We start from the raw sequence: 11328 nt of genomic DNA on the forward strand, positions 1-11328 counted from the left end.
GCCGTGACGGTTTCCGACCTGATCGCCGTCGTCGAGAGGTCGCCCGAGGCGACGGCTGCACACGACAAGGCCGCTTGGGTGGGGCTGTTCACTCCCGACGGGCGCGTCGAGGATCCCGTCGGGTCCCGCCCGCACGTCGGGCACGCCCAGATCGGCAGGTTCTACGACACCTTCATCGGCCCGCGCCAAGTCACGTTCCATCGCGACTTCGACGTCGTCCACGGCACCACCGTCGTCCGCGATCTCACGCTCGAGGTGATGATGGGCTCGCGCGTGAAGATGATGATCCCGATCTTCATGCGCTACGACTTGCGCGAAGTCGGCCGGGCCGGGTCCGAAAATGATTGGCAGATCACCAGATTGCGTGCGTACTGGGAACTACCGGCGATGGTGGCCCAGTTCCTCCGCAGCGGAGCCGGCGCGATTCCCGCGTCACTGCAATTGTCCGCGGCGCTCGTGCGAAACCAGCGGATCGCGGGCACCGCGGGGTTCGTCTCGGGATTCCGCGGTGTGGGGCGCCGCGGCAAGCGGCTTGTTGCCGATGCGCTTGCCGCCGGTCAGCTGGGAGATGTGCGGCCGAGGGACAAGATTGTCGCTTCGGGTTCGGCGGTTGCCGCCGCTGTGACGACACCATCGGGCCGGGGTGTGCTGTTCGCTGAACTCGATGGCGGCAAGATCGCCGATGTCACGGTGTTCGACAGCTCTACAGGTCAAGCGTGAGGCGTTCGTCAGCGGGCGCGCGCGACACGCAGATCAGCATCGTTCCCGCCTGACGTTCGGGATCGGTGAGCAGCGTGTCGCGGTGCTCGACGGTGCCACCGAGAACGTTTGTGCGGCAGGTTCCGCAGAATCCCTGCTGGCACGAGTAGGGAGCGGCGACGCGGGCTCGCCGCAGGGCCGACAGCAACGTCTCCTGCGCGCCGACCTCGACGATCTCGCCAGTGGATGCGACGCACGCCGAAAACGGCCTGCCGTCGACCACGGGCGGCGCTGCGAACCGCTCGAAATGCAACTCGACGTTGTCCCGCCCGGCCAGCCGGCTGCGGATCGCGGTCAGCATCGGCGCGGGGCCGCACGCATAGACGGCCGTTCCGTCGGGACAGTCGCCGAGCAGATCGTCGCTGCTTGGCAGGCCATGGACGTCGTCGGTGCGGATCGCCACCCTGTCGCCGAATCGAGACACCTCGTCGATGAACGGCAGGCTGTCCCCGCTGCGTCCGACGTAGGTCATCGACCAATCGACGCCGAGCCGCTGTGCCTGCGCGAGCATCGGCAGGATCGGCGTGATGCCGATGCCGCCCGCGACGAACCGGAAGCGATTCGTGGGCGACCCGTATCCCGGAATCGACAGCGGGAACGCGTTGCGGGGCCCCCCGGTGGTCACCGTCGCACCAACGGCCAGATCGTCGTGGATCTCGATCGACCCGCCGCCGCCCTCAGGAATGCGACGGACCGCGACGCGGTACGAATCCCGGGTCGCAGGGTCGCCGTTCAGCGAGTATTGCCGGACGCGTCCGCTGGGCAGGTGAATGTCGATGTGGGCGCCTGGAAACCAGCGCGGCAACGGCGCCCCCTCGGCGGCGGTCAGCGTCAGTGCGACGACGTTCTGGTCGTGGGCCACCACCCGTCGATCGGCCACCCGCAGCACCAGCGTCCGGTCGTGCGCCGGCAACGGCGGCGGCCGACGAAGTGACGACGTGATCCCCCAGAACCCCGACAGCGCGGCGTGGGCGACGCCCAGCAGCGGATCGTGTCGGGACCGGCCCGACGTGCTGGGCGGCAGCTCGCCCACGCGCGGGAACAGACGCATTACAGATGAGCCGCCCTGGCGGCCGGCGAGCTCGCCAGGTAGGCCACTGCCTGCGCGGTAGACCCCATCCTCTCGGGCGTGAAAGACGGCCTCAGATAGGCAAAGGTGTTGGTGCCAAACAATTTTCGCATGTGCGGGAGCAGCCCGGCTTTGGAATCCAGGTAGCGTAGCCGCTGCATCTTCCACCACCCGAAGTCGACCTCCGGATCGTGCTTGATCAGATGCCACCCAAACCGCAGGAACGCCACGAGCAAGAAGGACGACGCGACCACCATCGCCCCGACACGGTCCCAGTAGCTGTCACTGAAGTAGCTGGCGACGTCGTGAGCGACATGGCGGTGCTCGACCTCCTCGGCGCCGTGCCACCGGAAGACGTCGACGAACGTCGGGTCCGCGCCGTAGTCGTCCCAGGTGTTGTTCAACGAAAAATCACCCAGCACCGCGGTGTAGTGCTCGAGGGCCGCGATGAACCACAGCCGATTACACAGATTGTTGTGCCGCCGCCGCGGATTCGTCGACGTCGACGGGCTGAGCACCTTGGCGAACACGTACTCGACCTGGTCGAGCATCGGTTTCGGGTCGAAGCCTTTGGTCTCAAAGAACTCGTGCAACGCCCGCTCGTGGACGTCTGCGTGGATGGCCTCCTGGCCACTGAAGCCGCGAATGTCGTCGGCCAGCCTCGGATCCCTTACCAGCGGCAGGGCCTCGTTGAGCGTGGACACGAACCAGCGTTCGGCTGCGGGCAACACCACGTGCAGGACACCGATCATGTCCGACGCGACGGGGTGACCTGGAATCCACTGCAACGGGCTGTCGGAAAAGTCGAAGTGCACCTTGCGCGGCTGGATCTGGACCGGTCCGGGGTCGACCTCGAGGTCGAATCTCTGCGGTCGCAACATCCTGGCCTCCTCCCGCGGGCGGACGCCAGAAGTCTACGGCTACCGGTACCGCGGGTTTCAAGTTGCCTGATTCGTGTCATAAAGAAGGCATGGCCGGAATCAGCGACGCTTTGGATTGGGCCAAACAGCAGATCGTCTCCCGCGTGCCGAGGGCAGACCTCGACCAGCGCGACCCGGACTACATCCGGGACCAGCTGCCGGGCTTGTGGCTGCTCGCCTCGGTGTACTTCCGCGCAGAAGTGCGGGGAATCGAGCGGATTCCCGCCGACGGCCCGGTGCTTTTGGTGGGCAACCACAGCGGCGGAAACCTGCCACCGGACACATTCGTGTTCACGCTGGCGTTCTGCTCCTATTTCGGAGTCGAGCGGCCGTTCTATCAACTCGCGCACAACCTCGTGGTGTCGGCGCCGCCACTGGGTTCGCTGCGCAAGTTCGGCACCGTTGCCGCGAATCACGAGAATGCCCAGCTGGCGCTGAAGTCAGGCGCGGCTCTGCTCGTCTATCCGGGCGGCGACTACGAGGTGTTCCGTCCGTCGTGGGAGGGCAATACCGTCGACTTCGGGGGCCGGAAAGGGTACGTGCGTCTTGCGCGGGACGCTGGAGTGCCGATCGTCCCTGTGGCCAGCGTCGGCGGCCAGGAAAGCGCCCTGTTCCTGAACCGCGGGCAGTGGCTGGCGAAGTTGCTGATGGTCGACAAGCTGGCAAGGTTGAAGAGCGTGCCGATACTGCTGGCTCCGCCGTGGGGTCTGGTGGTGAGCGACCTGATCCCGCGTCTGCCGCTGCCCACCAAGATCGCGATCGAGGTCCAGGACCCCATTGATGCCGACGAAATCAAAGGCGCGGACGACGATGTCATCCACGACAAGGTCATCGGAAGCCTGCAGGCCGGCGTCGATCGGCTGGCGGCTGAGCGGCGTTGGCCGGTGATCGGCTGATGAGCGCTTGCGCGAAGAAGAGAGTGCAGTGATGCGCGTCGAACGGCACTGCACCATTGAGGCGGATCGCGACACCATCTGGAAGACAGTCAGCGACCCTGACCGCTACCCGGAGTTCATGGCCAACCTCGCGCGGTGGGAAACGATCACCGACGGCTCGGCGCGGATCGGCTCTCGCTACACGGTCCACTGGACAATCGGCTCCGTTCCGGTCGGTGGGGTGGTCGAGGTCGTCGAGTTGGCTGAGCCAGGGGACCTTGCATTCACTTCGATCACCGGCATCACGCTGCGCGGCCGGTTCCGGCTGCGTGACGACGGCAATGGCCACACCAAGGTTGTGTTTAGGCTGTCGTATCAGGCGCCTGGCGGCCTCCTGGGACTGGTCGCCGATCGGCTCGCGACCAGGCAGGTCGGTCGGACACTGGCGGACACCCTGAAGAACCTGAAGGCGCAGATCGAAGCGGCATGATGGCGGCGACCAGCGGGTAATCGTCAGCACATGCCGAAGACCACAAAGTCAGGCGACGCCAAGAAGAGCGAGCTGCCAAGCACGCTGAAAAAGTCCCCGCCGAAGGCGCAGCGCACGTTCGCCAAGGTCCACGACGCGGCGACCGAACAATACGGCGAGGGGGAACGGGCGCACCGGGCCGCGTTCAGCGCCCTCAAGCACAGCTACGAGAAGGTCGGCGACCACTGGGAGCCGAAAGAGGAGAAGGGACCGTCGGATTCACGGGCGGAAAGCGGGGGACCGAATCCGAGCGGCGAGTCCGCCGAGGGCGTCGACGCCAACGCCAGCAAGGCCCATCTGCTCGGAATCGCGCGTCGGCTCGACATCGCTGGCCGGTCCTCGATGAACAAGGACGAGCTCGTGTCCGCGATCATGAAGGCGAACCGCAACGCGACAGCGCGCAACCGTTAGCGCGTCTCGATCCCTTCCAGCACGTAGCGCCACTGCGACGGCGTCATCGCCCGTCGCGCCTTGGCGCGGGTGATCAGGATCCCGACGATCGCGACCGCCCACACCGCGTACTGCACCGTCCACGCCGCACGGAACGCCTGCAGCGAGTAACCGCCCATCGAGCCGATGATCAGACCCATCGCCTGCATGACGAGGAGGGAGGCGATGAAGCCTCCCATGTTGACCATTCCCTGCGCAGTACCCAACGTCGCGCGGGTGTTGAAGGTGCGGGCGAAATCGAACCCGACCATGGATCCCGGGCCGCCGACCGAGATCACCACGACCAGCACCACCAGCACCCACAGGGGAGCTCGGGCGGGGAGCGCCAGCACCACCGTCCAGATCGCGGCATTGCTCGCCACGATGGCCAGCACCATCCAGGACCGTCGTAACGGGTAACGCGCGGTTAGCACACCGATGACGATCCCGGCCGCGATCGCGGTGACAACGGACAGGGACAGCAACGCTCCCGCGGTCCGATTCGAAAGTCCTTGTCCGGCAGTCAGATACGGCACACCCCACATCAGCGCGAACACCGTTATCGAGAACTGCGTTCCCATGTGGGTAAAAAAGCCGAGGCGTGTGCCGGGCCGCAGCCACACCGTCTTGACATTGGCGAGCACGGCGCGCAGGTCGGTCTTCTCCTCAGTGACGATCTTTCCTTCGGGGGTGTCCCGGACGAGGGACAACGTCAGCGCAACCGATACGAGCCCCAGCGCAGCCACCGATGTGTAGGCCACCGTCCAACCGCTGCCGGTGAGCAATGCCAAAAACGGGACCGCCGAGAGCACCTGACCCAGCTGGCCACAGATGCCGGTCAGCTGGGTGACGAGCGGGACGCGCCGCGGTGCGAACCAGTGCGGCACCAGCCGCAGCACTGAGATGAACGTCAGTGCGTCGCCGAGTCCGAGGATGGCGCGGGCGCCGAAGGCCGCGGGTAGCGATGTGCTGACCGCGAGCGTGAGCTGGCCTGCCGCCATCAACAGCCCGCCCGCCACGATCAGCGCCTTCGAGCCGAACTTGTCGAGCAGCACACCCGCGGGCACCTGCGCGCTCGCGTAGACGACGACCTGGAGAACGACGAACGACGACAGCACGCCCGGACTCGCGCCGAATCGATGCGCGGCTTCCAGCCCGGATACGCCCAGCGTCGTGCGGTCGAGGACGGCGACGATGTAGCCCAGCAGCCCGACGGACCAAACGATCCACGCGCGCATGCTCGTCAGCCCTTTCGCTCGCTACGTCCTCCCAGGCCTCAGCCGGCGGGCCGGCCGCTTTTCCATCGCGTCGATAGACAACGCCCTGCTCCGGAATAGCCATTCCCCAGCGCAACGAACGTACTCATCGGCGTAGCGCATGTGCCAAGCGATGTCGGTGACCTGTCCGTCGTGAACTGACCAGTGGTGCGCGATGCAGGCGATCCGGCCCTGGGCCTCGTCGGATGACCGCGGCGAATAGACCTCGCCGACAATCGCGTGCTGGGTTCGGGCCACCACGGCGACGGCAGCGACGGCGTCCCGGATCTCGGCGCTTCCGCGATGACACACGGTCGGATCAAGCGACTCGGGTGGATCAGGCAGCGAGAGCGTCGCATCCGCCGTGAACAGATCGACCACCTCGTCGAATCGGGCGTCGTCGACGAAAGCGGCGTACCGATGGACGAGATCGGCGAGCGCCAGCCTGGTCTCGGGAGTCATGCGCCGAGCCCGAGACGCTGCGCGCAGTCCGACAGAATGTCTTCGGCCTGGTGGAGGTCGGTGACGGCGGGCATCGCCAGAACCACCCGGCTGGCGCCGAGTTCGGTGAGCTTCGCGGCCCGGTCCATGTCGACCTTGGCGACCATGTGGCCCAGCGACAGCTCGAGTGCCTCCGGGTCGCGGCCGGCGCGCTCGGCTTCTTCGCGCATGACGGCGACAAGCTGTGAAAGTTGCCGTCCGGCGACGCCCAGCGGCTGGAAGCCGTCACCGAGGCGACCTGCGCGCTTGGCGGCCGCGACGCTGTGCCCGCCGATGTGGATCGGCAGCCGACGCTGCGCCGGCTTCGGATAGCACGTGACGTTCGCGAACGTGAAGAACTCGCCGTGGTGGGTCGCGGGCTCGTCGGCCCACAGCATCCGCATCACCTGGATCTGCTCGTCGGCGCGTCGACCCCGACTGCCGTAAGGCGCACCGCACGCCTCGATCTCCTCGCGCAGCCAGCCCACGCCCACACACAGCCGCAGCCGTCCGCCGGACAGCGCATCGACGGTGGCGACGCGCTTCGCCAACACGACCGGTTGGTGGTTGGGCAGCACCAGCACCCCGGTGGCAAGCCCGAGCCCGGTGGTCTGAGCTGCCGAAAACATCAGCAGGTCAAGGGGATCCGGCACAGGACAATCCGAGGAAAGCTCGACGCGGCCCGAGGGGTCATAGGGATAGACGCTCTCGTACGCGGAGGCGAGCACTGTGTGCTCGACGGCGACGATCTCGTCGAACCCGCACGCCTCGACATGGCGGACGAATGAGCGCATCCACGCCGGGTCCGCGGTGACGCCCGCAGCGACGGGCGCGATGACGGCGTATTTCACGGGCTCTCACCTCCGCTCACGGCTTGCATCGCCGATGCCAGCGTGGCGGCACGCCGGTCACGGAAGACGTCTTCGAGCAACAGCGGGCGCCCCTTCGGATTGCTCAGGGGGACACGCCAGTTCGGATACTCATCGGTGGTCCCGGGCTGATTTTGGGTGCGCCGGTCGCCGACGGCGTCCGCCAGCGACAGCGCCAGCAGCTTGGACGGCGTGCGACCGAGGTAGCGGTGAAGGGCCAGGACGGTTTCGTCGACGTCAGGGGCCTCGCCGAGCAGGCCGACCCTGCGCAGCTCGGCCAGCCACGCTTGCTGTTCGTTTCGGCTCGCGGCGAGTTCGTCGTCGAAGGACCGCGTCAGCAGGCCGAGGCGGTCACGCAGCCGGACGTGCTCGTTCGCGAGATAGCCGGCGGTGGGAGGCAGGTCGTGCGTGGTCACCGACGACAGGCAGTACTCGCGCCACTGTTCGGCGGGAACGGGTTCGTCGTCGCGGCTCATCTCGAACCAGAGGATCGATGTGCCGAAGACTCCGCGTACGCGCAGATAGTCGCGAACCCACGGCTCGACGACTCCGAGATCTTCGCCGACGACCAGGGCTTCGGCCCGATGCGCCTCGAGCGCAAGGATGCCGACCATCGCCTCGTGGTCGTAGTAGACGTACGTGCCGTCGGTGGGCGGGGCGCCGTCGGGGATCCACCACAGCCGGAACAGACCCATGATGTGGTCGATGCGAACCCCGCCCGCATGCCGCAATATGGCGCTGACCATCGAGCGGAACGGTCGATACTCGTGTTGTGCCAACGCATCTGGACGCCACGGTGGTTGCGACCAGTCCTGGCCCTGCTGGTTGAACGCGTCAGGTGGAGCGCCGACGCTCACGCCGAGTGCCAACACGTCTTGCAGACCCCAGGCGTCAGCGCCGTCGGGGTGTGCCCCGACGGCGAGGTCGTGCATGATGCCCAACGCCATCCCGGTCTGGATCGCGTGCGCCTGCGCGAGACACAGCTGGTCGTCGAGGTGCCATTGCAGCCACCGGTGAAAGTCGATCTCAGCGGAGTACTCGGCGGCGAACGCTGCGATCCCGGGTCCGTCGGGGTGCTGGAGGTCCTCCGGCCAGTGGTGCCAGTTGCTGCCGTGCACCTCAGCCAGCGCGCACCACGTGGCGAAGTCGTCGAGCTGACGACCTTCGCGCTGCCGAAAGGCCTGGTACGCGAGTTCTCTTCCCGCAGAACGGGTTACCCGGTGCACCTGCTCCAACGCTGCACGTTTCGCCGCCCATGCCGCGTCGCGGTCGATGGACTCGATGCGCGTGGCGCCTGCTTGCACGTCCTCTTGCAACTTGCGGATTCGTCCGCGGTGCCGGACGTACGCGAACTCCGGGATCGCCTCGACGCGCAGGTAGAGCGGGTTGACGAAGCGACGAGACGTCGGCAGGTACGGCGAAGGTTCCATCGGGGCGGTCGGGGCGGCCGCGTGCAACGGATTGACCAGAACGTAGCCGGCCTTGTACCGCGAGCCTGCGACCACGGCGAGGTCGGTGAGGTCGGCGAGATCGCCGACGCCCCAGGATCCTTTCGAGCGCACGCTGTACAGCTGTGTCGTCAGGCCCCACGTGCGACGTGAACCCAGCCGGTCCGGAATCGTCAGTTCGGCGGGCGTGACGATCACCGCCGTGCTCACGTCGTGTCCCGCTTCGTCGATATAGAGGCGGTGGTATCCGAGCGGAAGGGTGCCCGGCAGTTCGAACGTGGCCTCGCCGATCAGCTTGCCGTCGACCTCGCGTGGCGCAGCGAAGTTGTCCAATTGCCGCAGACCGGCCCAGACTGTGCCGTCCTCCAAGCGAATCCACAGCCGGGCGGGTTCGCCGTGAGCCACATGCACCCAGAAGTGCGTGGGGGTGCCGGCGCGCATGACGATCACCGGCGGCAACGCACGTGACCAGTGCTCACGGTCGTGTGCCTTCAGCGCCGCGTCACGCTGCTCTGTCGTTGCGGCCTCGACGCCGAGAGCGGAGAGCACGGCAATGAGCGTCTCATCCGGCACGACGACCAGCCGGCCGTCAGCGTCCTCGTATTGAGTGGCGACGCGATGTCGGGACGCCAGCTCGACGAGCGATTGCGCGGTCATGGTGGCCATCTTGACGGATGCGGCGGCGGGTAGTGTCGCGCAGATGCGATCCGCACGGCTCGCAGCGCCTTCTACGCGCGATCGCCGGGCGAGGGCCGCAGTCGCCGCGCTGTTTTTGAGCAACGGCGCGATGTTCGCGAATCTGTTGCCCAGATACCCGGAAATCAAGGCGGACTTGGGGTTGTCCAACGCCATGTACGGAGTGGCGGTTGCGGCGTTCTCGATCGGCGCGCTGATCAGCGGCCCTTGGGCCGGCGTGCTTCTGCGCCGGTTCCGTTCGGCACGGGTCGCGGTGTGGGGCTCTGGCGGGATTGCGGTCTTCGAGTGGCTTGCCGGAGTGGCCCCGTCAGCGGTGACGTTCGCGGCGGCGCTGTTCGTGGCCGGCGCGGCCGATGCCGTGACCGACGTCGCGCAGAACGCACAGGGTCTGCGGGTGCAACGCTCCTATGGGCGTTCGATCATCAACTCCTTTCATGCGGTCTGGTCGGTGGGGGCGATCCTCGGGGGAGCGATGGGCGCCGTGGCGATCGCGCTACACATCCCGCGTGGACCGCACATGGCCGCGTCGGCGGTCCTGTTCGCAGGGATGTGCGCCCTCGCGTACCGCTTCTTGCTGCCTGGCCCCGAGGAAAAGGCAGCAGCCCGGGTCCCCGTCTCGAGGGCCGGGTTCCGAACGGCGACGTACGCGGTGCTGGCAGCGCTCGTGACGATGGCCATCGCCTCGGCCGTCGTGGAGGATTCCGGCAGTTCGTGGGCGACGCTGTATCTGCGGGAACTCGGCGCGCCTGGGGCACTCGCGGTGTCCGGCTACATCGCCGCCGTGGGCTTCCAGTTCGTGGGGCGTCTGGTGGGCGATCGCCTCGTCGACGTATTCGGACAGCGCGCCGTGGCGCGCACCGGCGGCGTGATCGCGGCCGCAGGTATGGGTCTCGCACTGGCCTTTCCCAGCGTCCCTGCGGTGATCGCGGGCTTCGGCGCCGCGGGTTTCGGGGTCGCGACGCTGTTTCCCGCCACGCTGCAGCGCGCCGATGAGCTGCCCGGCCTCAAGCCAGGCACCGCCTTGACGGCCGTCACGTGGCTTATGCGAGTCGGATTCGTCAGCGCACCAATGATTGTCGGCGCGCTCGCAGACGCCTACAGCCTCCGCGTCGGCCTGCTTACAGTGCCGGCGGCCGGGGTCGTGGTGATTGTGCTGGCCGGCGCACTCGCCCGACGCCGCTAAGCCGATTCCGCCTCGTCCTCGTCGTCATCGTCGTCATCTTCCCCGGTCATTTTCTGGGGGTGCCAGTAGGTGTTGGTGCGGGGTTGGCCGTGGTCGTGGTTGGGGGGTGGGATCCATTCGGTGGTGCCGTCTTTGTTTTTTCGGGTGGTCCAGCCGGTCTCGTCGATGAGGCGATTGTGTGGTCCGCAGGACAGGGTGAGGTTGTCGATGTCGGTGGGTCCGCCTTTGGCCCAATCTGTGATGTGGTGGACCTGGCTCCAGGCGGCGGGCACGGTGCAGCCCGGCTTCGTGCATCCGCGTTCGGTGGCGGTGAGCACCAGCCGTTGGGCCGGGGTGGCCAGCCGGGTGGTGCGCCCTTTGTAGAGCCGGCAGCGTTTCGCTTTGTCGAACAGCAGCAGATAGTGCGAAGCGTGGGCGCTGAGCCGGATGACGTCGCGGATCGGTAGCCGGGTGCCGGTGGCCGTCTGCGCGACGCCGGTTTTGTTCTGCAGGTCTTCCAGGGTGGCCGTGGCGATGATGGTGACCGGTAACCCGTGATGGGATCCCAGGTTCCCGGACATCAGGGTGGAGCGCACCATCATGGCCAGCGCGTCGTGGCGGCGTTGGGCCGCCGAGCGGGCATCACCGGCGACCGCTTTCTCGTCGGGCTGCCCATCTACCACGGGCTGCTCGTCGGCGGGACTGCACATCCCGGGCGCGGCCGACTTCGCGAAAATCGCGTCTAGCCCGGCGCGCATCTCGGGGGTGATGTTTCCGCTGATCGGGCTCGTCCCGTCGGGGCCCTGCGGCCCGATCGTCAGCCCACGCCGGCGTGC

Annotated in this window: 12 protein-coding genes; 5 read left to right on the plus strand and 7 right to left on the minus strand. The window is 67.2% G+C overall.

Annotated features, from left to right (window positions below; all coding sequences use genetic code 11):
• The first annotated feature begins 3 nt into the window (after positions 1-3).
• Positions 4-720, plus strand: coding sequence for a nuclear transport factor 2 family protein (locus QOH60_RS05515; RefSeq protein WP_526417933.1), 717 nt, complete (start codon positions 4-6; stop codon positions 718-720).
• On the opposite strand, the gene QOH60_RS05520 is transcribed toward QOH60_RS05515, so the two are convergent.
• Together QOH60_RS05520 and QOH60_RS05525 are read right to left on the minus strand one after the other, a co-directional pair.
• Positions 704-1810, minus strand: coding sequence for a PDR/VanB family oxidoreductase (locus QOH60_RS05520; RefSeq protein ID WP_526417935.1), 1107 nt, complete (start codon positions 1808-1810; stop codon positions 704-706). The two genes, QOH60_RS05515 and QOH60_RS05520, sit on opposite strands and share 17 nt — an antisense overlap.
• On the minus strand, positions 1810-2709 hold the full coding sequence (locus tag QOH60_RS05525; protein WP_526417937.1) for a metal-dependent hydrolase: 900 nt from the start codon (positions 2707-2709) through the stop codon (positions 1810-1812). Before QOH60_RS05525 ends, QOH60_RS05520 begins: the two co-directional genes overlap by 1 nt.
• An 89-nt stretch (positions 2710-2798) precedes the next feature.
• On the opposite strand from QOH60_RS05525, the gene QOH60_RS05530 reads away from it, so the two are divergent.
• Genes QOH60_RS05530 through QOH60_RS05540 form a run of 3 tightly spaced genes read left to right on the plus strand, consistent with a single transcriptional unit; the run spans position 2799 to position 4563 of the window.
• Complete coding sequence (locus QOH60_RS05530; RefSeq protein ID WP_526417939.1) at positions 2799-3644, plus strand: lysophospholipid acyltransferase family protein; 846 nt, start codon at positions 2799-2801, stop codon at positions 3642-3644.
• A 31-nt stretch (positions 3645-3675) separates the two neighbouring features.
• The gene (locus QOH60_RS05535) at positions 3676-4113 is read left to right on the plus strand and encodes an SRPBCC family protein (RefSeq protein ID WP_526417941.1); all 438 of its coding nucleotides are present in this window, start codon (positions 3676-3678) and stop codon (positions 4111-4113) included.
• A gap of 30 nt (positions 4114-4143) precedes the next feature.
• The gene (locus QOH60_RS05540) at positions 4144-4563 is read left to right on the plus strand and encodes a ChaB family protein (RefSeq protein ID WP_526417944.1); all 420 of its coding nucleotides are present in this window, start codon (positions 4144-4146) and stop codon (positions 4561-4563) included.
• On the opposite strand, the gene QOH60_RS05545 is transcribed toward QOH60_RS05540, so the two are convergent.
• From QOH60_RS05545 to malQ, 4 genes are read right to left on the minus strand one after another with little or no spacing between them, the layout of a single operon-like run.
• Entirely contained in the window at positions 4560-5819 is a 1260-nt protein-coding gene (locus tag QOH60_RS05545) for an MFS transporter (RefSeq protein ID WP_526417946.1), read from the minus strand. The two genes, QOH60_RS05540 and QOH60_RS05545, sit on opposite strands and share 4 nt — an antisense overlap.
• Positions 5820-5840: 21 nt before the next feature.
• Entirely contained in the window at positions 5841-6299 is a 459-nt protein-coding gene (locus QOH60_RS05550) for a nuclear transport factor 2 family protein (protein ID WP_526417949.1), read from the minus strand.
• The gene (locus QOH60_RS05555; RefSeq protein ID WP_526417951.1) at positions 6296-7168 is read right to left on the minus strand and encodes an LLM class F420-dependent oxidoreductase; all 873 of its coding nucleotides are present in this window, start codon (positions 7166-7168) and stop codon (positions 6296-6298) included. The genes QOH60_RS05550 and QOH60_RS05555 overlap by 4 nt, the downstream gene beginning before the upstream one ends.
• A complete protein-coding gene (gene malQ / locus QOH60_RS05560; RefSeq protein ID WP_526417953.1) occupies positions 7165-9300 on the minus strand; it encodes a 4-alpha-glucanotransferase in 2136 nt (711 codons plus the stop codon). Before malQ ends, QOH60_RS05555 begins: the two co-directional genes overlap by 4 nt.
• Before the next feature lie 34 nt (positions 9301-9334).
• Here malQ and QOH60_RS05565 point away from each other — a divergent pair, with 34 nt between their 5' ends.
• Positions 9335-10513: an MFS transporter gene (locus QOH60_RS05565; protein WP_526417955.1), complete on the plus strand. Its 1179-nt coding sequence runs from the start codon at positions 9335-9337 to the stop codon at positions 10511-10513.
• Here the strand turns inward: QOH60_RS05565 and QOH60_RS05570 are convergent.
• Positions 10510-11328, minus strand: an 819-nt coding sequence (locus QOH60_RS05570; RefSeq protein ID WP_526417957.1) for an HNH endonuclease signature motif containing protein, incomplete at its 5' end; no start/stop codon positions are given. The genes QOH60_RS05565 and QOH60_RS05570 overlap by 4 nt on opposite strands.

It is taken from the genome of Mycobacterium sp., from assembly GCF_032159765.1.
Classification (GTDB): Bacteria; Actinomycetota; Actinomycetes; order Mycobacteriales; family Mycobacteriaceae; genus Mycobacterium.

What these genes read in the sequence shown, in the direction of transcription:
- QOH60_RS05520 (WP_526417935.1), bottom strand. Translation starts at nt 1,810, where the DNA reads ATGCGTCTGTTCCCGCGCGTGGGCGAGCTGCCGCCCAGCACGTCGGGC.
- QOH60_RS05525 (WP_526417937.1), bottom strand. Translation starts at nt 2,709, where the DNA reads ATGTTGCGACCGCAGAGATTCGACCTCGAGGTCGACCCCGGACCGGTC.
- QOH60_RS05530 (WP_526417939.1), top strand. Translation starts at nt 2,799, where the DNA reads ATGGCCGGAATCAGCGACGCTTTGGATTGGGCCAAACAGCAGATCGTC.
- QOH60_RS05535 (WP_526417941.1), top strand. Translation starts at nt 3,676, where the DNA reads ATGCGCGTCGAACGGCACTGCACCATTGAGGCGGATCGCGACACCATC.
- QOH60_RS05540 (WP_526417944.1), top strand. Translation starts at nt 4,144, where the DNA reads ATGCCGAAGACCACAAAGTCAGGCGACGCCAAGAAGAGCGAGCTGCCA.
- QOH60_RS05545 (WP_526417946.1), bottom strand. Translation starts at nt 5,819, where the DNA reads ATGCGCGCGTGGATCGTTTGGTCCGTCGGGCTGCTGGGCTACATCGTC.
- QOH60_RS05550 (WP_526417949.1), bottom strand. Translation starts at nt 6,299, where the DNA reads ATGACTCCCGAGACCAGGCTGGCGCTCGCCGATCTCGTCCATCGGTAC.
- malQ (WP_526417953.1), bottom strand. Translation starts at nt 9,300, where the DNA reads ATGGCCACCATGACCGCGCAATCGCTCGTCGAGCTGGCGTCCCGACAT.
- QOH60_RS05565 (WP_526417955.1), top strand. Translation starts at nt 9,335, where the DNA reads ATGCGATCCGCACGGCTCGCAGCGCCTTCTACGCGCGATCGCCGGGCG.